The sequence below is a fragment of the Streptomyces sp. R28 genome (assembly GCF_041052385.1).
Lineage (GTDB): Bacteria > Actinomycetota > Actinomycetes > Streptomycetales > Streptomycetaceae > Streptomyces.
Genome location: NZ_CP163439.1, coordinates 9,665,809 through 9,686,062 on the forward strand (window position 1 = coordinate 9,665,809; position 20,254 = coordinate 9,686,062).

Annotated in this window: 16 protein-coding genes; all 16 read left to right on the forward strand. The window is 71.1% G+C overall.

The genetic code is table 11. The features are described from left to right. Positions 1-200 precede the first annotated feature (200 nt). Positions 201-695: a GNAT family N-acetyltransferase gene (locus AB5J49_RS42415; protein ID WP_369174201.1), complete on the forward strand. Its 495-nt coding sequence runs from the start codon at positions 201-203 to the stop codon at positions 693-695. A 505-nt stretch (positions 696-1,200) separates the two neighbouring features. After that, on the forward strand, positions 1,201-2,151 hold the full coding sequence (locus tag AB5J49_RS42420; RefSeq protein WP_369174202.1) for a fatty acid desaturase: 951 nt from the start codon (positions 1,201-1,203) through the stop codon (positions 2,149-2,151). Positions 2,152-2,173: 22 nt separating this feature from the next. Beyond that, positions 2,174-3,931, forward strand: a complete 1,758-nt coding sequence (locus AB5J49_RS42425; RefSeq protein WP_369174203.1) for a SidA/IucD/PvdA family monooxygenase — start codon at positions 2,174-2,176, stop codon at positions 3,929-3,931. Continuing rightward, a complete protein-coding gene (locus AB5J49_RS42430) occupies positions 3,928-4,134 on the forward strand; it encodes an MbtH family protein (RefSeq protein ID WP_369174204.1) in 207 nt (68 codons plus the stop codon). Before AB5J49_RS42425 ends, AB5J49_RS42430 begins: the two co-directional genes overlap by 4 nt. Further along, positions 4,131-5,807 carry a carbamoyltransferase N-terminal domain-containing protein gene (locus tag AB5J49_RS42435; protein ID WP_369174205.1) on the forward strand — a complete coding sequence of 559 codons (1,677 nt, stop codon included), beginning with the start codon at positions 4,131-4,133 and terminating at the stop codon, positions 5,805-5,807. The genes AB5J49_RS42430 and AB5J49_RS42435 overlap by 4 nt, the downstream gene beginning before the upstream one ends. Continuing rightward, the gene (locus AB5J49_RS42440) at positions 5,800-6,882 is read left to right on the forward strand and encodes an amidinotransferase (protein WP_369174206.1); all 1,083 of its coding nucleotides are present in this window, start codon (positions 5,800-5,802) and stop codon (positions 6,880-6,882) included. The genes AB5J49_RS42435 and AB5J49_RS42440 overlap by 8 nt, the downstream gene beginning before the upstream one ends. A 113-nt stretch (positions 6,883-6,995) precedes the next feature. Next, positions 6,996-8,786, forward strand: coding sequence for an ABC transporter ATP-binding protein (locus AB5J49_RS42445; protein ID WP_369174207.1), 1,791 nt, complete (start codon positions 6,996-6,998; stop codon positions 8,784-8,786). Continuing rightward, positions 8,783-10,606 (forward strand): ABC transporter ATP-binding protein, encoded by a 1,824-nt coding sequence (locus AB5J49_RS42450; RefSeq protein ID WP_369174208.1) that lies wholly within the window; start codon positions 8,783-8,785, stop codon positions 10,604-10,606. The genes AB5J49_RS42445 and AB5J49_RS42450 overlap by 4 nt, the downstream gene beginning before the upstream one ends. A gap of 415 nt (positions 10,607-11,021) precedes the next feature. Continuing rightward, positions 11,022-11,939, forward strand: coding sequence for a chlorinating enzyme (locus AB5J49_RS42455; RefSeq protein WP_369174209.1), 918 nt, complete (start codon positions 11,022-11,024; stop codon positions 11,937-11,939). Beyond that, a complete protein-coding gene (locus AB5J49_RS42460; protein ID WP_369174210.1) occupies positions 11,939-12,220 on the forward strand; it encodes a hypothetical protein in 282 nt (93 codons plus the stop codon). The genes AB5J49_RS42455 and AB5J49_RS42460 overlap by 1 nt, the downstream gene beginning before the upstream one ends. Before the next feature lie 60 nt (positions 12,221-12,280). Further along, the gene (locus tag AB5J49_RS42465; RefSeq protein WP_369174211.1) at positions 12,281-13,213 is read left to right on the forward strand and encodes a hypothetical protein; all 933 of its coding nucleotides are present in this window, start codon (positions 12,281-12,283) and stop codon (positions 13,211-13,213) included. Beyond that, the gene (locus tag AB5J49_RS42470) at positions 13,183-15,531 is read left to right on the forward strand and encodes an amino acid adenylation domain-containing protein (RefSeq protein ID WP_369174212.1); all 2,349 of its coding nucleotides are present in this window, start codon (positions 13,183-13,185) and stop codon (positions 15,529-15,531) included. The genes AB5J49_RS42465 and AB5J49_RS42470 overlap by 31 nt, the downstream gene beginning before the upstream one ends. Positions 15,532-15,550: 19 nt before the next feature. After that, positions 15,551-16,960, forward strand: a complete 1,410-nt coding sequence (locus AB5J49_RS42475) for an FAD-binding oxidoreductase (RefSeq protein WP_369174213.1) — start codon at positions 15,551-15,553, stop codon at positions 16,958-16,960. Beyond that, complete coding sequence (locus tag AB5J49_RS42480) at positions 16,957-17,847, forward strand: LLM class flavin-dependent oxidoreductase (protein WP_369174214.1); 891 nt, start codon at positions 16,957-16,959, stop codon at positions 17,845-17,847. Before AB5J49_RS42475 ends, AB5J49_RS42480 begins: the two co-directional genes overlap by 4 nt. Before the next feature lie 74 nt (positions 17,848-17,921). Next, entirely contained in the window at positions 17,922-18,779 is an 858-nt protein-coding gene (locus AB5J49_RS42485) for an aspartyl/asparaginyl beta-hydroxylase domain-containing protein (RefSeq protein ID WP_369174215.1), read from the forward strand. Positions 18,780-19,740: 961 nt separating this feature from the next. Continuing rightward, positions 19,741-20,067: a hypothetical protein gene (locus AB5J49_RS42490; RefSeq protein WP_369174216.1), complete on the forward strand. Its 327-nt coding sequence runs from the start codon at positions 19,741-19,743 to the stop codon at positions 20,065-20,067. Positions 20,068-20,254: the final 187 nt, after the last annotated feature.

The window sequence follows — 20,254 nt, forward strand, 5'->3', positions numbered from 1 at the left end:
ACGACCTCCATTCGCCAACAGGCGGCCCTCCGGCCGGAAACCCTGCCCGCAACCTAATGCCCGCCCGGCGCCGCTGCGTGTCCCGTAAAAGGGCTCCCGGCCGGCTCACGGATCTGGCGCCCCGGCGCGAGCGCGCGCGTGCTAGCCTCGGCGCGATTCTGATGGGGAGCGATCGTCGTTCCATACGACGCGGAGGCGTGATGACCGACAACGGGGCCAGGGACATCTCGCTGCGGCCGCTGACCGAGGACGACATCACTGTCCTCTTCGAGATCCAACTCGACGAGGACGCCCAGCGGTTGGCCGCCTTCACCGACGCCGAGACCGCGCGCGACGCCAACGCCTTCGAGCGGAAGTACCGCAAGATCCTCGCCGACGACGCGATCGTCAACCGGATCGTGGAGGTGCGCGGCGAGGTCGTCGGGAGCGTGGCCACGTTCCCGATGGAGGGGGACACCGAACTCACCTACTGGATCCGCAAGGACTGGTGGGGCAAGGGAGTCGCCACCGCGGCCGTCGCGGCGCTGCTCGACGAGGTGAAGCACCGGCCGATCCACGCCCGGGTCGTGGAGGACAACACCGGCTCCGTGCGGGTGCTCGAACGCAACGGGTTCGTGCGCGTCGGCAGCGAGGACTCCTTCGCCCCCGGCCGCCGGGCCACCGTCACCGAACTGATCTTCATGCTGGCCGGCTGACGACGGCGCAGGACGACGGGCCGGCCCCGGCAGGGCTCGGCCGACGTCGCACGGCGGCTGCCGACGGCAGACGACAACGGGCGGCCGCAGGCATCAAGAGACGATGACATCGACGCGGCGCGGGGTCCCACGACCACGCGCCGCTTCGGCGTGCCCGCGGCCGCCGCCCTTTCTCTCCCGTGACTCCCGCAACCCCCGCATCCCTGTTCCAAATGCCGCAAGGGAACAGTTGGACGTCCGCTGCGCCGCCGCCGGCGACCGCGAGGCGCCCGCACATGTCGTGAAAAGCGCCTCTCCCGTCACGACGTGGACGCGCGCGCATCGTTGACAGTCACGCCCGCCGATAGCGTCGTCGCCATATCCCGGGCTCCGTCGTCCATGGCGCCCTTTCTCGATTCCCGACACCGGCGAAGGCGCTTCGTGGCGCCCGCGCACGGGCGCCGGGAATCACCACCGCGGTGAATCACCGGGCAGGTCCGCCATGCGTACGAAAGGTGCTGGTGAAATGGTCGATGCCAAGCCGCGAAGGTTCTGGCGCAACAGCCCGGCGGACGCGATCCTGCTCGCCATCACGCTGACGCAGTTCATCGGCACGATCACGCTCGCCGCGCTGACCCCCGACGGCCTGTGGCCCCGGCTCGCTTCCGCGGCCCTGGTCACGGCCATGATGACGTACTCGATCATCGTGGTCACGCATCTGTTCGTCCATCAGCCCTGGTTCACCGACAACCGCCTCAACGCCGTTCTGTCGGCAATCAGTTCGGCGAACATCGCACAGTCCGTGCAGGGCTACCACCTCACGCACGTACGCAATCACCACCGGTACAACAACGACCGCAAGCGCGACGGGACCACCGCCGACATCACCTCCACCTTCCGCTACGGCCGCGAGGACGAGCACGCACCGCTGTGGTGGTACCTGGTACGGGGACTTGCCGCCTCCGCCCAGGAGTGGGCCCTGAACTGGGCGATGCTGCGCCGGGGCTGCGCGGTCGGCCGCCGCGAGACCACCCTGCTGAGCCTGGCCGCCCGCCACCCCGAGCGCCGGGCCGCCGAACTGAGGCAGATCAGGGGGGACCGGCTCGCGCTCCTCGCGTTCACGGCACTGCTCGCGGTCGTGTCCTGGCAATGGACCCTGCTGTGCTACCTGCCCTCGGTGGCCCTTGCGTTCACCCTGGTCAACATCCAGAACTACTACCGGCACTTCGGCGCGGAGCCCGAGAGCCGGTACGCGAACTCGGTGAGCCACTACGGCCGGCTGTACAACCTGCTGACCTTCAACGACGGCTACCACCAGGAGCACCACCTGCGGCCCACGACGCACTGGAGCCGGCTGCCCGAGGTCGCCGAGCAGTACCAGGAGCAGTTCGAGGAGGCCGGACGCGTGGTCTCCCCGGTGCCGGCCCTGGTCGGCTTCCTGGACACGGGGCGCGCCGCCGGCCGGATGAGCCGGTGAGCCGTCGAGGAAGGAGCAGTACGTGAAGGAACTCGGCACGCGGGACGACCCGTACGACCTGATCGGTCTGGGTTTCGGACCGTCGAACATCGCGCTGGCCATCGCCGTGCAGGAGATCGCCCCCGACCGCAGCTGCCTGTTCTTGGAGCGCTCGCCGGAGGTCCGCTGGCACGAGGGCATGCTCATCGACGGGGCCCGCATGCAGATCTCGTTCCTCAAGGACCTGGTGTCCCTGCGCAACCTGGCCAGCCCGTTCACCTTCCTCGCGTACCAGAAGGCCAAGGGGCGGCTGGAGAGGTTCGTGAACCTCTCCGAGTTCCGGCCGACCCGGCTGGAGTTCCAGGACTATCTGCGCTGGGTCGGCGGGCAGTTCGCCGGCATGGTCCGCTACCGCTCGGCGGTCACCGCCGTGTCCCCGGTGCGCGCCGACGATGGCAGCATGTCGCTGTGGCGGGTGACGGCCACCGACACCGCCACCGACGAGGTCGTCGAGTTCCACGCCCGCAACGTGGTACACGCCCTCGGCGGACGGCCCGCCGTGCCCGCCGGGGTGACGACCGGGCCCGCCGTGCTGCACTCCAGCGCCTTCCTGTCCCGCTTCCCCGGCACGTTCACCGACCACGACCGGGATTGGGAGTTCGCCGTCGCGGGCGACGGACAGAGCGCCGGCGAGATCACCCACTACTTGCTGGAGCACTACCGCAACGCCCGCGTCCACCTGGTCCTGCCCGGGTACTCGCTGAGCGCCACCGACAACAACCCGTTCGCCAACGAGCAGTTCTTCGAGGCCAACGCCGACCAGTTCTACTTCCGCAGCGAGGAGAATCGGCGCGACTACGCCGTCCGCCTGCGCAACACCAACTACGGCGTGGTGGAGGCCGGTTTCCTCGACGACCTGTACCGGCTGGTCTACGCGGACGAGGTGCGCGGCAGGACCCGGCTCGTCGTCCACGACGGATCCCGGCTGACCTGGGCCGACCACGACGGCGCGGGCGTGCGCGTCGGCGTGCACAGCCGCTTCGGCGCCGGGTCCCACGAGCTGCGTACGGACGCGCTCGTGCTCGCCACCGGGTACCGGCGGGAGCTCGACACTGGGATCTACCGCGACGTCCTGCCCCACCTCGACCTCGGCGACGACGGCCGACCCGTGGTCACCCAGGACCACCGGGCGCGCACCACCGAGGAGCTGACCTGCGGGCTGTACCTCCAGGGGCTCGCGGAGACGACCCACGGACTCGGCGAGACGCTGCTGTCGCTGCTGCCGTTCAGGTCCAAGCAGATCATCACGGCCATCGTGAAAGACGGCGGCTCGATGTCGCGGGCGTTCCCGACCGCACGGGACGACGCGGGGGCCCTCGTCGCGCGGATCCAGCGGTGCGAGACCGCCACCGTGGTCGGCGCCGGGACCGACGACTTCCCGGTCGTGACCCGGCTGCCCCTGACGCTGGACCGCACCCGCGGCCGGCACGGCGTCCTGTTCGGCGTGCTGGACCGCGCCGACCCCGCGCCGCACGCCGACGGCGCCAAGGTGCTCGCGGTCTTCGACCCGGACCCGGCCTCGCCCGGCGAGCCGGTGTCGGTCGACGTGCGCGGACACCTCCGGCTGGTGAGCGAAGGGGACCGGATCGCCGCCCATCTGGCCCGCGTCGAGCCCGCCGGTCCCGTCGACCCGCCCGGCTCCAGGGTCGGCATCGAGATCGAGATCGAGAACCTGTCCGGCCGCGTCCACGCGAACGGAAAGCAGCGCGCCGTCCGGACCGAGACCGAGGGGCAGTCATGAGCGACACCGGCGAGACGTACCTGATCGTGCGCAACGACGAGGAGCAGTACTCGATCTGGCGGTCGGACCGTGAGGTGCCGGCCGGGTGGACGACGATCGGGAAGCCCGCCGCCCGCGAGGAGTGCCTGGCCCGGATCGGCGAACTGTGGACCGACATGCGGCCGGCCAGTCTGCGCGCGGCCATGAACGGAACCCCGCGGTGATCGTCTGCGGCGTCAAGGTCTCCCACGACGGCGCCGTCGCCGTCCTGGACGGGCAGCGCCTCGTCTTCAGCGCCGAGATGGAGAAACTCGGCAACGGCCGGCGCTACAGCGCGCTCGGCGACCTCGACCGGATCACCGCCGTGCTCGCCGACCACGGGCTCGACGTGGGCGACGTGGACCGGTTCGTCGTCGACGGATGGTGGTCGGAGGACGACGGGCCGCCGCGGATCGGCACCCTGTCGGCGGGAAGGCCGGTCAGCGTCGCCACCGCGCCCTACGCCGCCGACCCGTTCACCCCCGCCCCGCCCCCGCGGTTCACCTTCGACGGCATCGCGGGCAGCCCGTTGGCCGGGGGCTACAGCAGCTACCCGCACGCGACCCACCACCTCTACGCGAGCTACTGCACCGGCCCGTTCGCCGGACAGACCGCGCTGGGGCTGGTCTGGGACGGCGGCACGCTGCCCCGGCTGTACGTGCTCCGCCCGGGGCGGCCGGTGACCGGCGAGTACCAGGGGCCGCTGTTCGGGCTGGTCGGCGACGCGTTCACGTACTTCTGCCTGGCCCTGGAGCCGTTCCGCAAGCCACTGGACCGGCTCACCGAGGTCCAGGTCGTCGAGCACCACCTCGGCACCGCGGGCAAGGCGATGGCGTACGCGGGGCTCGGCGCCGCCGACGACGACGTGCTGGCCGCGCTCGACAAGCTCGTCGCCGAGCTGGGCGTCGAGTCGCTGGGACCGGAGGTCGGCACGAGGCTCGCCGAACGCTGCACCGCCCTGTTCCCCTCGCACTCCGGTGCCGACCTCATCGCCTCCTTCCAGGAGTTCATCGGTCGCACGCTGGTCGCCGCGCTCACCGACGCCGTGGCCCGGCTCGACCTGCCCGCGTCGCTGCCGATCTGTCTCGCCGGGGGATGCGCCCTCAACATCAAGTGGAACAGCATGATCCGCTCCAGCGGGCTGTTCACCGGCGTCTGGGTCCCGCCGTTCACCAACGACTCGGGGGCGGCCCTCGGAACCGCCCTGTGCGAGGCCCTGCACCAGGGCGGCGATCCGGCGCTGGAGTGGGACGTGTACAGCGGCCCGGCCGTCACACCGAGCAGGCCCGCGCCGGGCTGGTCGGCGCGGCCGTGCGACGAGGCCCAGCTGGCCGCGCTGCTGCACACCACGGGTGAGCCGGTGGTCGTGGTCGACGGGCGGGCCGAACTGGGCCCGCGGGCGCTCGGCAACCGCAGCATCCTTGCCGCCCCGGTGTCACCGGCCATGAAGGACGAGCTGAACCGCATCAAGCACCGCGAGCCGTACCGGCCGGTCGCGCCGATCTGTCTGGAGTCGGCGGCCTCGGAGGTCTTCTCGCCCGGCGGCGCCGACCCGTACATGCTCTTCGACCACCGGCTGCGGGACGGCTGGGCGCAGCGGGTGCCGGCCGTGCTGCACCTCGACGGGACGGCCCGGCTGCAGACCGTCCGGCCCGACACACCGAACACCCGGGTCGGCCGCGTGCTGGAGGAGTACCACCGCCTCAGCGGAATCCCGCTGCTGTGCAACACGAGCGCCAACCTGGTGGGACACGGGTTCTTCCCCGACGTCGCCACCGCCACCGCGTGGGCCGGCACGTCGTACGTGTGGTCCGGCGGCACCCTGTACGCCGACGAGCAGAGGACGAACCGTGTCTGAGTCAGCGCAGGCGGCCGGGTCGCCGGTCCGCGCCTACAACGAGTGGGACCCGCTGGAGGAGGTCATCGTCGGGACCGTCGACGGCGCGCACTTCCCGCCCTACGACGTCGTGACGGCCGCGCCGCTCTCGCCGCAGCAGCGCGCGGTGTTCCGGGAGCGGGCCGGGCAGCCGTTCCCGGCGGACGAGGTCGCCGCGGCCCGCGACGAGCTGGACCAGCTCGTCGAGATCCTCAAGAATCACGGCGTACGGGTGCGCAGGCCCGACCCGCGCGACCACGGGCGGTCGTTCGGGGCGCCCGGCTGGACCAGCACCGGCCTGTACGACGCGATGCCGCGCGACCTGCTGCTGGTCATCGGCGAGCACATCATCGAAGCGCCCATGGCCTGGCGGTCGCGGTACTTCGCCAGCTCCGCCTACCGCCCGCTGCTCAAGGAGTACTTCCGCGCGGGCGCCCGGTGGTCCGCCGCCCCGCGCCCCGAGCTGAGCGACGAGCTGTACGTCGAGGACTGGACCGACCAGCCGGAGGGCGAGCCGTTCCGCTCGGTGATCACCGAGTTCGAACCGACCTTCGACGCGGCCGACTTCATCCGGTGCGGCCGGGACATCTTCGCGCAGCGCAGCCATGTCACCAACATGATGGGCATCGAGTGGGTCCGGCAGCTGATCGGCGCCGACTACCAGGTCCACGTGGTGGAACTGGCCGACGACCATCCGATGCACATCGACGCGAGCCTGATGCCGCTCGCGCCCGGCAAGGTGCTCATCCACCCCGACCGGGTGCCCGAGGTGCCGAGCCAGTTCAAGGACTGGGAGGTCCGCCGGGCGCCGAGCCCCGTCATCCCCGACGGGCACCCGCTCTACATGACCAGCAAGTGGATCAACATGAACGTTCTGATGCTGGATGAGACGCACATGCTGGTCGAGGCCGAGGACCGGCCCATGCAGGAACTCGCCGAGAGCTGGGGCATAACGCCGGTCCTCTGCCCGTTCCGTAACTTCAACAGCTTCGGCGGCTCCTTCCACTGCGCCACCACGGACGTACGCCGGCGCGGGGAGCTGCGGTCCTACCTCTGAGCGCCGCAGGAGGGCCGGGGACGGCTGAGGGCAGCTGACGACGGCCGGGGACGGCGTGGTGCGGCGAGGACCGTGCGGGTCGGCGCGGTCGGTGAGCGAACAGGGAAGGCACGATGGCAGAACGGACGGCGGTCAGGCGGTTCCCCCAGGTCCGGAGGGCGAGGACGTTGCTGCTCGACGCCCTCCGCGCCCACCCGGGCCCGGTGATCTGGGGACTCGTCGGCTCGCTGCTGTACGGCACGAGTCTGGTCGCCTGGTCGGTGGCGCTCGGCGAACTGGTCAACCACGTGGTGATCCCGCGGTTCGACGACGGCCGGATCGCGGTCGGCACGATCGTCGCCGTGCTGCTGGCGGTCGCCGCGATCGGGGTGATGCAGGGCGCCGCGGGGCTGCTGCGGCGCTGGACCCTCGTGGTGACCCGGGCCCGCTTCGACGCCACCCTGCGCGACGCGGTCGTCCGGCACTACCACCGGCTGCCGATGACGTTCCATCAGGCGCGACCCACGGGCCAGAAACTGGCGCACGTGACGACCGACGCGGAGGCCGCCGCCGAGCTGCCGGCCCGGCTGCCCGACGTGCTCGGCATGTTCGTGCTGTTCCTGGTCACCGCGGGCTGGGCGATGGTCGTCGACCCGGTGCTCGCCCTGGTCGGCGGCGCGATGATCCCGGCGCTGCTGCTGGTCAACTCCGTGTACCAGAAACAGGTCGAGGCGCCCGCGCGGGCGGTCCAGGAACGCCTGGGCCGGGTGACCGAGGTCGCCCACGAGAGCTTCGACGGCGCGGCCCTCGTCAAGACGCTCGGCCGGGAGCACGTCGAGCGGGACCGGTTCGCCGCCGAGGCGGCCGCACTGCGCGACGCGAAGATCAAACTGGCCCTGCGCGACTGGCTGTTGGACTCGCTGATCGAGTCGATCCCCTCGGCCACCTCGCTGGCCATGGTCGTTGTCGGCGCGCTGCGGGTGAACAGCGGGGACATCACGATCGGCACCCTGGTCAGCTTCGTCAACGTGTTTGCGCTGCTGGTGGTGCCGGTGCGCACCGTCGGCACCGTGCTCGGTGACGTGCCGCGCATGCTGGCCGGGTACGCCCGCGTCCGATCGGTGCTCGACGAGCCGCTGCCCGCGGCCACGGCCGATCCCGAACCGCTGCCGGACGGCCCGCTCGACGTGCAGGTCCGTGGCCTGTCCTACAGCTACCCGGGCGGCTCCACCGCGCTGTCCGACGTGACCTTCCACGTGCCGCCCGGCGCCACGGTGGCGATCACCGGCGGCACCGGCTCGGGGAAGACCACGTTGCTGCTGGCGCTGGCCGGCCTGTTGCCGATGCCGGGCGGGACGGTGCTGGTCAACGGCGCCGACCTGAGCCGGATCAGCGCCGCCGACCGGGCGGCGGCCGTCGCGGCCGCCTTCCAGGAGCCGTTCCTGTTCGCCGCGTCGCTGGCCGAGAACGTCCTGCTCGACTTCGACGGCGCTCGCGCCGCCGACGACCCCCGCTTCCACGAGGCGCTGCGCCTGGCCCGCGCAAGCGGCCTCGTGGACAGCCGGCCGGAGGGACCAGACACACCCGTCGGGGAGCGGGGCGTCACCCTGTCCGGAGGCGAACGCCAGCGCATCGCGCTCGCCCGGGCACTGGCCCGCCGACCGCGCCTGCTGCTGCTGGACGAGGCGACCTCCGCCGTCGACGCCACGACCCGGCAGGAGATCATGAGCGGCCTCACCGACGGCCTGACCTCCACCACGACGATCGTCGTCACCACCAGCGCCGCGACCCTGGCCCTCGCCGACACCGTCGTCTACCTCGACCAGGGTCGGGTCGCCGGCGTCGGACCGCACGCCGACCTGGTGCGGCTCGACGGCTACGACCGGCTGATCCGCGCGTACGAGCGAGAGCAGGTGCAGGCATGAGCACCCCCGAGCGGGCAGACCTCGCGGCCCCCACCGACCCGGCGGACCCGGAGAGCGTCACCGGGTCGACGACCGCCGTGATCCGGCGCGGGCTCGCGGCCGTCCCCGCGATCCGCCGGGGCCTCGGGCCGACCGTCGTCCTCGCCCTGCTCGGCGGGGCCGGGCGGCTCGCCGTGCCGGTGCTGATCCAGCAGGTCATCGACCGCGGGCTCAGCTCCGGGCACATCAGCGGCGGCCGGCTGCTGGGCCTCAGCCTCGTCGCGGGGCTGGTGGTGGTGCTGACCGCCGTCGTCAACTGGGCGGGCCTGGCGCGGCTCGCGATCGCCAGCGAACGCGCGCTGTACGACCTGCGGGTCCGCGCCTTCACCCACGTGCACCGGCTGAGTGTGGCGTACCACTCGTCCGAGGCGCGCGGGAAGCTGGTGTCCCGGGTCACCTCCGACGTCGAGACCCTCAGCATGTTCCTCCAGTGGGGCGGCATCGCCTGGGTGGTGAACGGCGCCGTCATGCTGGCCGCCCTCGCCGGCATGGCCTTCTACGACATCTGGCTGACGCTGGTCACGGTGGTGCTGACCGTGCCCCTGCTGCTTCTGGTGCGGATGGTCGTCGCCCGTCTCGGGCCCGCGCACACCGCCGTCCGGGTCCGCGTCGCCCACCTGTTGACGGTCATCGCGGAGACGATCCAGGGCGCCGCCGTCATCCGGGCGTACGGCGTGGAGGAGCCGAGCCTGCGCCGGACCTCGGACACCATCCACCGGTGGCGGGACTCGAAGGTCCGCGCCGGAGTGCTCGGCGGACTGCTGTTCTCGCTCGCCGACCTGTTCGCGGTGGTGATCGTGGTCGCCGTCATCGCGGTGGGGCTCGCGATCGGGCCGTCGACCGGGCACAGCGCCGGTGAACTGGTCGCGTTCATCCTGCTGGTGACGCTGTTCCTGGCGCCGATCACGGAGTTCACCCAGGTCATCGACTTCACCCAGAGCGCGGTCGCCGGATGGCGGCGCGTGCTGGCCCTGCTCGACATCACCGAAGACGTCCCCGAGCCGGTCGACGGCCACCGGCTGCCGCCCGGCCCGCCCGGCGTGGTGGTCGAGAACGTGGTGTTCAGCTATCCGGGCGCCGAGGTGACGCTGGACGACGTGTCGTTCGAGGTGCCGGCCGGCCGCCAGGTCGTGCTGGTGGGCGCCACCGGCTCCGGCAAAACGACGCTGACGAAACTGATCGCGCGGCTCGCCGATCCCGACAGCGGCCGCATCCTGATCGGTGGCGTGGACGTCCGCGAGATCGCCACGGACTCGCTGCGCTCGCGGCTGGTGGTCGTACCCCAGGAGCCGTTCCTCTTCGACACCACGGTGGAGGAGAACGTACGGTATGGCCGCCCGTCCGCCACCCGTGCCGAGATCGAGCTGGCCTTCCGCGAACTGGGCGCGGACGCGTTCCTCGCCGGTCTGCCGCTCGGCCTCGACACCCCCGTGGGGCAGCGTGGTGAGAGCCTGTCGGCGGGGGAGCGGCAACTGGTCGCCCTGGCCCGCGCCCATGTGGCCGACCCGGCGTGCCTGATCCTCGACGAGGCGACCTCGGCGGTGGACCCCGAGATCGAGCTGACGCTCATCGAGGCGCTGCGCCGGCTGACCGCGGGACGCACCTCGGTGACCGTGGCGCACCGGCTGGCCGTGGCGCAGCGGGCCGATGAAGTCATGGTCCTTGCGGACGGGCGGCTGGTGGAGCGCGGCCCGCACCACGAACTGCTCGCGGCGGACGGCGTGTACGCGGGGCTGTACGACAACTGGCGGCGAGCCACGGTAGGCAGCACTCACTCCTGACCCGCGTACCCTCGCTCGCCGCCCCGGAAGGCCCACTCCTGGCCTGCGTGCCCGCGATTGCCGCCCCAGAGGCCCGCTTCTGACCCGTGTACCCACGTCCCCGGACCTCTCGCTCCGGCAGGACGGCTCCGGCCCGGTGTGCCGGCGTCCCTGCCGCCGGGCCGTCATGCGGTCGGTACGTGCCCGACGCCGGGGCCGTAGCGCAAGATGGCCTCCTGTCGCTCCACGGCATGTGACGACACGTCAAGTCATGCGTCTGTACAGGGCCGATGGCGTTCCGGGCGCCCGTCGCGGACCCCCGTTCCGGTGACAAGACGCGCCGCTCGGGCCCACATATGGTGAGCCTGATCGGCCCCGCGTTTCTCCCTCATTTCAGGTGGCTCAGACCCGTAGGCACCGTCGGCGAAAGGAAGACATGGTGGCTGAAAGCATCAGTAAAACGGCGGCTCAAGGACTGACGGCCGAGCAGGTGAAGTCCTTTCAGGAGAACGGTTTCATCGGGCCGTTCGACCTCTACTCGGAGGACGAGGCCCGGCTCCACTGGAACCAGGCCATGATCGAGATGGTGACCTCGCGCAACAAGCCGCACGAGTCGACCATCATCAATTACGACCGTCATCTGGACTGCGACACCCTCTCCCGGCACATCGCCCACCCCACGGTCGTGCACAAGCTGCGCAGCCTGATGGGGGACGACATCATCTGCTGGAAGACGAACATCTTCGAGAAGCAGCCGGGCGAGTCCGGCACTGGCTGGCACCAGGTCGAGGCCTTCACCGTCTTCGAGTCGGAGACGGTCGCCTACCCCTCGCTGCGCTACACCGAGGAGAGCAGCGCCGCCACCCAGGAGCTGACCGTGTGGACGGCGTTCTCCGAGGCGGACGAGGAGCACGGCTGCCTCCGCTTCATCCCCGGCAGCCACAAGAAGTGGTACTACGACGAGACCAAGCCGATGTCGCGGAACGTGGAGAGCAAGTCCCACGACTTCTTCGGCTACGACTACTCGGAGCTGCAGCTCGACCCCGACTGGGACCCGAACGCCGGCGAAGTCGTCAACATGCCCATGAAGCCCGGGCAGTTCGTGATCTTCCTGGCCAAGTGCATCCACGGCTCCCTGCCGAACGTCAGCGACACCAAGCGGCTCGGGCTCGCCACCCGGTACGTCTCGCCGTCCGTGCGGGTCTACGAGCACATCGACAGCCTCAGCGGGTTCGGTGACGCGATCAGCCTCGACTACCACGGCAGCGTCCTGGTCTCCGGCGAGGACCGGTGGGGTCACAACCGCATCCACACCGAGAACCTGAACGGGTTCCCGTTCCCGAAGGTGGACTGATGACCACCGACGACTACCGGCGCAAGTTTGCCGAGTTCCTCGCCAAGCAGCCCATGACCGCCGACATCACCTACGAGCAGGTGGCCGGCACGAAGACGCGCGCCGACCTCGGCATCAGCTCGCTCAACATGGTCCTGCTCCTCGTGAACTACATCGAGGAGCACACGGGCAACTCCGTGACCATGCAACCGGAATGGGTCTCCCGGCTGGGCGACGTCGACGGCATCCTCTCCGTGCTCCGCGAGATCGACGCGAGCGCGGTGGTGTCGCCCCGGGCCTGACCTCGCTGTCGCGGAGCCCGGCGCCGGCAGTCCCCGTCCGCTCGGCCGATCGAAGGAACCATGATCTCGGATCTCGAAAATGTCGGCATCGGGTCGTTCGCGTGCGTCTTCGGCGACCTGGAGAACAAGCCGGAGAACATCCCCGGCTTCGACGCCCTGTGGCAGACCGCGTCGTTCGGCACGGACTTCGCCGACATGGGCTGCAGCACCTACCGGAAGATGAACCGTCCGGTGGTCGACCACGTCGTCGAGGCTGTGCGCCGCAGCATGAGCGGTTCGGGGGCGCGGCCCGCGGACGTCGGCCACCTCGTCATCGCCACCAGTGACCCGACGCTCGCCCTGCTGCCATCCGACTTCGCCGATCAGGTGCTGCTCGCCTGCGGCCTGGACGACTGCGTCCCGCACCTGGTGTCCTACCAGCGGTGCTGCAGCTCGCTCACGGCACTGCGGCACGCGCGGGACCTGTTCGCGGATCCGGACGTGACGCACGTGGTCATGGTCGCCCTGGATTTCGTGCCGGACGACCGTGACCGGGTCCGCCCCTACGCCCTGTTCGGGGACGCCGCGGTCGCCTGCACGCTCACCCGGCACGACCCCGGGCTGGTCCGGCTCGTCTCGTCCGCCGTCAAGGTGGACCCGGACGGCCTGCGCGGCCAGGACTCGTTCGCGTCCCGCAAGACCGTCGCTGACCGCGCGCTGGCGGGGGCCCTGCGCGCCGGCCGACGGCAACGAGGCCGGCTGGCCCGGGTATTCGCCGCGAACCTGTACAAGCCGCTGACGCTGTTCAACGCGACCTCGGTCGGATTGCCGCCGGACCGGTTGCACTTCACCGAGACACTCGCCGCCTACGGACACTGCGGCAACGCCGACTGGGTGATCAACCTGGCCGATTACCACGAGCGCGTCGGCGTCCGCGCCGGGCAGACATACCTCGCGCAGTCCCTGGCGCCGGGCTTCTACGCATGCGCACTCCTGGAAGGGACCGCGTCGTGAAGGGGCTGCTCGCCAGGACCGACTGCATCGGGCCGATCGCCGTGCCGGCGGGCGCGCTGGACACCCTGCGCTCCCTCGCCGAGGCGGCCGGCGTCGACGAGTTCGCCGCGCTGTCCCTGTGCGCCGGCGTCCTCGCCCGGCGGCTGCCGCACCCCGGAACGGACTGCCGGGTCCGGGTCACCCAGCAGGAGGCCGAGGCGGTCCTGCCCCGGCCCGACACCCCGGACGCGGCGATGAGCTTCCGCGACGCGCTGAGGCAGGCCTCCCAGACCGAGGCACCGCCCGCCGCGGACCCCGGCGAGGACCACCCGGTCGCCGTGAGCATGCTGATCAGCGCGAGCGGCCGGAACCTGTACGTCGAGTCCATGACCGACGCGTCCGACGTGCCCACCACGCAGGCTTGGGCGCACGCCTTCTGCCGGCTGCTCACCGGCCTGACGGACGACCCGGACGCACCGATGCTCAGCCATCCGCTGGTGGGGCCGGAGGAACGCGAACGGATCCTCCACGGTCTCAACCCGCACCAGGAGCCGGTGATCCGGTACCGCACGATGGCCGGCCCATTCGAGGAGCAGGCCGAACGCACCCCGGACGCGGTCGCCCTCCAGGACGAGGACGGCACCACCGTCAGCTACCGGGAACTCAACGAGCGGGCGAACCGGCTGGCCCACCACCTGCGGGCGCTCGGCGCGGGCCCCGGCACCCGGATCGGGATCTGCCTGCGCCGCGGCATCCCCCAGGTTGTCGCGGTCTACGCGGCGGTCAAGACCGGCGCCACCTACGTGCCCCTCGACGCGGACCTGCCGGATCAGCGCATCGCCCTCATCCTCGCCGACGCCGAACCCCGGCTGGTGCTCACCGACCTGGCCTGCCGCGGTCATCTGCCCGACGGCGCCTGGCAGATCCACGACGTTGGCACGGAGCAGCTGGGCACCGGCCACCCGGTGACGAACCCCGCCGTCGACGGCGGCCCCGGACTGGTGCACATCCTGTACACCTCGGGGACCACCGGCCGGCCCAAGGGCGTCGTCTCCCGCACCGCGGGCACCCTCGCCAACATCTTCTGGATGCAGCGGCAGTACCCGTACCGCCCCGGCGAGACGGCGATGTTCAAGGCCTCACCGGGGTTCGACATCTCCATCTGGGAGCTGTTCTGGCCGCTCTACCACGGTGCCCGGCTGGTGATCTGCCGACCCGGCGGCGAACGGGACCCGCGCCACCTGGCCCGGCTCACCCGCGACCACGACGTCTCGCTGATCTTCCTGGTGCCGACGATGATGACGGCCTACCTGGAGGAACTGGCCGAGGCCGCGCCGAAGGCGCTGAAGTGGGTGGTGTGCGGGGGCGAGCCGATGAGTCCCCGCATCCCCGAGTCCTTCGCCGCCGTCCTGCCCGGCAGCGAACTCGTCAACGCCTTCGGCCCGACCGAGGCCGGGCCGGTCACCGACAACGTCGTCGACGCGGGCTCGGTCGCCGGCACCGTCCCCGTGGGCTGCCCCGCCGACAACTTCCGGGTGACCGTCCTCGACTCCAACCTCGACCTCGTACCCGTCGGCACGCCCGGCGAGGCATACATCAGCGGGCGGATCGGCCTCGCGGACGGCTACTGGGGGCAGGCCGCCCAGACCGCGGAGCGGTTCGTCGCGGACCCCTACGGCCCGCCCGGCTCGCGGATGTACCGCACCGGCGACCTCGTCCGCTACCGACCGGACGGCGCGCTGGAGCACCTCGGCCGCATCGACCGGCAGGTCAAGATCCGGGGGCTGCGCATCGAGCCCGGTGAGGTCGAGTCGGTGCTCGCCGCGCACCCCGCCGTCGGCGACTGCGCGGTGCTCGCCCACGGGCAGCCGCTGCGCCTGCTCGCCTTCGTCGTGCCCGCCGGCCAGGGCTGTGCCGCGGACCTGGACCCCGCGGCGGTGCTCGCCCACGCCGCCGAGGTGCTGCCCGCGCAGATGCGCCCGGACCGGGTGGTGCCGGTCGACTACCTTCCGGCGACGGTCAACGGCAAGATCGACCAGGGCGAACTGATCAAGATCTGGCAGGAAATCACCGAGCGGGAAAGGCCCGTCGAGCCGCCCGCCGACGAACTCGAAGCAGCCCTCGTCCGCATCTACCACCAGGTCCTCGGCCGGTCCTCGATCAGCGTGCTGGACACGTTCGTCGAGTTGGGCGGCCACTCGCTGCTCACCTTCCGGCTGCGCGACGAGTGCCGGGCGACCCTCGGGGTCGAACCCGACCCGACCCGGCTGATGCACGACACGCTGCGGGACGTGGCCGCGACGATCCGCAAGACGACGATCCCGTCAGCGCGGGACTAGGACTGGAGGGACGACGGCTTTGGACACCCTGACGACCGGCGACACGGACAAACTCGCCGGCGCGTTGCACGGCGATCTCATCACTCCCGCCGACCCGCGCTACGACGAGGTCCGCCAGGTCTGGAACGCCGACATCGACCGGCGCCCCTTGCTGATCGCGCGCTGCGCCGACGTGGCGGACGTGCGGGCCGCCGTCACCTTCGCCGCCGAACGCGGACTGCCCGTCGCGGTGCGCGGCGGCGGCCACAGCGTCGCCGGCCACGGCACCTGCGACGGCGGCCTGACCGTCGACCTGCGCCGGATGCGGTCCGTCGAGATCGACACCGAGCGCCGGCTGGCGCACGTGCAGGGTGGAGCGCTGTGGCAGGACGTCGACGGGGCCAGTCAGGCGCACGGACTGGCGACCACGGGCGGCATCGTCAGCGAGACCGGCGTCGGCGGACTCGCCCTCGGCGGCGGCATCGGCCACCTCATGCGCCGCTGCGGACTCACCGTGGACAACCTGGTGGAAGCCGACGTGGTGACCGCCGACGGCAGCCTCCTGCGGGTCGACGAGACCACGGACCCCGAGCTGCTGTGGGGACTGCGCGGCGGCGGCGGCAACTTCGGGGTCGTGGTGCGGTTCGGCTTCCGCCTGCACGAGGTCGGTCCGACCGTCCTGGGCGGGATGATCATCCATCCGCTCGATGGCGCACCGCGGTTCCTCACCCGCTACCGCGACCTCATCGCCGAGGCCCCCGACGAACTCGGCACGATCCTCAACCTCCGGCTGTGCCCGCCGGTGGCCGCCGTCCCCGAGCACCTGCACGGCTCTCCGGTCGTGGCCCTCAACGTGTGCTGGTCCGGCGCCGACCCGGAGGAGGGCGCCGAGTTCCTGCGCCCGCTACGCGAGTTCGGGCCCGCGCTGCTCGACTCGGTCGCGCCCATGCCGTACGTGGACCTGCAGCAGATGGTCGACCGCACCTCACCGCCGGGCAAGGAGTACTACTGGCGGTCGGTGGACTTCGGCACGCTCGACGACCAGGTCATCGACACCGTCGTCGAACACGCGTCGCGGATCACCTCGCCGCTGGCGGCCGTACCCATCTACCACCTCGGCGGGGCGATCGGCCGGGTGCCCGACACCGGCACCGCCTTCGGCCCCCGGCACGCCGGCCACAACATCAACATGTTCGGCGCGTGGGAGCCCGGCCGAGGCGACCGGGAACGGCACGTCGGCTGGGTGCGGGACTTCAGCGAGGCGATGGCGCCCTACGCGGTCGGCCAGTACGTCAACTTCCTCAACGACGAGGGCAGCGACGGCGTCCGCGCGGCCTACGGGCAGCGGTGGCGGCGCCTGGTCGACCTCAAACGGCGCCTGGACCCGCAGAACCTCTTCCGCTTCAACTTCAACATCGACCCGGGCCAGCCCGAAGAGGGGCACCGATGAGATTCGGCATCATGATCGTCCCGGAGGACCGCTGGCGCACGGCGCGGCACAAGTGGCTCAGGGCCGAGCAGATGGGGTTCGACCACGCCTGGACCTACGACCACCTCAACTGGCGTGCGTTCCGGGCCAAGGAGTGGTTCACCATGGTCCCGACGCTGACCGCGGCGGCCGTGGAGACCGAGCGCATCGGCCTCGGCGTGCTGGTCGCCTCGCCCAACCTGCGCCACCCGGTGCACCTCGCCAAGGACGTCACCGGCCTCGACGACATCTCCGACGGCCGTCTCATCCTCGGCCTCGGCGCCGGTGCGGAGGGCTTCGACTCCCGCATGACCCGCCGCTCCTCCTGGAGCCGGCGCGAGCGCACCGAACGGTTCGCCGAGTACGTCGAGCTGACCGACCGGCTCCTGACGCAGCCGGTGACCACGTTCGACGCCCGCTACTACCTCGCGGACGAGGTGCACTCCCAGCCCCTGTGCCGGCAGCAGCCCCGGGTCCCCTTCGCGGTCGCCGCGTCCGGGCCGCGCGGCATGCGCGTGGCGGCCCGGCACGCCTCGTACTGGGTCACCACCGGCGAGCCCAACCGGTTCGCCGACGCACCCTACGAAGAGGCCCTGCCCGTCCTGCGACAGCAGGTGGAGGCGCTGGAGAAGGCCTGCGTGGAGGTCGGCCGCGACCCGTCCACCGTCTCCCGGCTGCTCGTCGCCGGCCCCACCGTCGGTGGCGTCCTCGACTCGCCGGCGGCGTTCTTCGACGCGGCGGGCCGCTTCGCCGAGGCCGGCATCACGGACCTCGTCGTGCAGTGGCCCCGGCCCGACGAGCCCTTCAAGGGGAGCGAGGACGTGCTGGAGAAGGTCGCCGAAGACCTCGACGGGCACCGCGGCACCTGACCGGGCCGGTGGGGGAGACCCGACCGCCGTCCCAGGAGAAAACCGGTTCCGACACAGAAGGACTGTTTGATCCGATGCGCACCCACTACGTGGGGGACACCCCCCTCGACGACGACCGGCTCACCAAGGACCTCGAACAGAGCGACTCGCTGACGTGGTCGGAGGCGTACAGCGACTACGTCTTCGGCGGCGCCTGGAAAAGCTGCATGCTCTGGGCCCGGGGCGGGGACGCCGGTGACGGCGTGGTCACCCACTACGACCACGAACGGCCCGCCGCCTTCACCGAGTTCGCCGACCAGCTGCCCTACCTTCGGGAACTGATCGAGAGCGTCGCCGACCTGGACCGGCTCAACTTCGTACGCCTGGCGAAGGTGCAGAACAGCGTGATCATCCCGCACCGGGACCTGCTCGAACTCGCCGACCTCGCCGACGAGACCCGCAACGCCCACCGCATGCACATCCCCCTCGTCACCAACGAGGACTGCTTCTTCAACGAGGGCGACACCGTCTTCCGCATGCGCCGGGGCGAAGTGTGGTTCCTCGACGCCTCGGAGATCCACTCGGTGGCGGTGCTCTCCTCCCAGGAACGCGTGCACCTGATGTTCGACTTCGTGGACGTGCCGTCCCCCAAGCCGTTGACCACGGTCCGGGGCGCGGGACCCGACGCCGGGATCCCCGCCGACCGCACGCTGAAGCGCCCGCCGCTCACCGACGCCGAGCACGCCGGCCTGATGCGGCTCGCCGACATTCTCACGCCGGAGACGGTCAACGAGGTCTTCAGCATCGTCATTAAACGGCACTTCCGCTCCGACGGCGGCGAAAGCTTCGTGTGGCGGACGATGACCGACATCGCGCGCGCCGCGGCCGACCCGGCCGTCCTCGCGCACGTCGAGGAGCTGCGGCGCCACTACACCCTGGAACGCACGGCCTGAGCGCCCGGAGTCCCCGCCCCGCGCCGCCCCGCACGTCCGGCGCGGGGCACCGGGCCCCGCGCCTCGCGTACGGGCCCTGCGGTGCCGACGAGATCGGCGCAGCCGTTCCACCCCCACCCCCGAGCGGCTCCGGGTTGATAAGCGGGGCGAGGGTTCGCGGTGTCATCTGGGGTACGAACAGCCAGCACGGCTCCTCGAACTCCTTGCCATGCACCCGCGCCGTGGCGCGGAGGAAGTGTTCCTCGTCGAGGTCCGGCGTGCGTCCCACACGGACGGTCCGCCGGAGGGCCGCCTCTGAGAGTGCGATGTCCTTGGCCGGCATGACGAAGATGGCGCCGTCACCGGTGTCCTTGAATGCACCGGGCCGGTCTCGTGGGTCCGGCAGACCAACGTGGGCCAGCACATTGGTGAGGACGTCGTCCAGGTCCGAACGGACGGGTGCCATCTTCGCTTCCGGAATCTGGCTGTAGCCCTGCATGTCCACGGCCAGGAGCGCCTGGTCCGGAGGCACGTCGACGGACGAAGGTGGGGCAAGGGGCATGCTGTCGCCGACCTTTCGGTCACGACGGAGGAATCGAGTGCGCCATGCTGATCGGCCCGGGCGCGCTCTGGTGCCCACTACTGGGCACCACCCGGGTGCAGCCGGTCACATCGTGCTGCGGGCGTGGGCCGCGAGCGATGTGATGTCCTGGATCAGGAGTCCGCCGCCCGGATCCGCCTCCAACCAGCCCTCTTCCCGTCTGGGAGAGCTCTTCCTGAGTCAGCCGGACACTGACCGCCGGCTGATTCGTCGAAGCCGCATCCACAAGTCGGCGCAGGGCACCGGCCAGGCGTACGGGAACACACGCGGTGGCCAGTTCGAGCCTTACGGCCTCGGACTCCCTGACCCGCGCGATCGCATGGCGCAGCAACGGGTTGAGCAGGCCGTTGCTTTCGAGGAAAGAAAGGAAAATCCTGGCAGTTGCGGGTCAGCGCCGAAGGCCAAGATCACAGCGGTGGTAGGGCAGTCAGCGGGCCGCCGTTCTGCAAGGCCGAGGGCATCGAGCTGCGCCTGGACGCCACCGACGTCCGCATCGAAGGCCTGACCTGCGCCGTCACCGCACAGCTCCGGTCGGCGCGGCTGGCAGCGGAGACGGTAGGGCCCGCTGCCTCGTACGCGCCGCTGGCGCGGCAGGTTTCCGGGTCCATGCCAGTCACCGAGATTACGTGTGGGCGGCCGTCGATGGGGGCGGGTGCTTCGGCTCCGGAGTGGCCGTACTTCGCTGACGAGTACAAGGTGTGGGCCTGACGCCGGTCGCGTATCAGGGCCCGTACCGAAAAGGCCCGGGGCAAGTCAGCATCAGTCCATGCGGCGCTTCGCACACACGCCTGCTCGGAGGCTCCCCGACAGCCTGGGCGGCGCAGAAACGTGCAGGCGGGAAGCCAGGTCATAGCAATGCACGATCTTCTTGAAGGTCTTCGAGTCGAGGGCACGA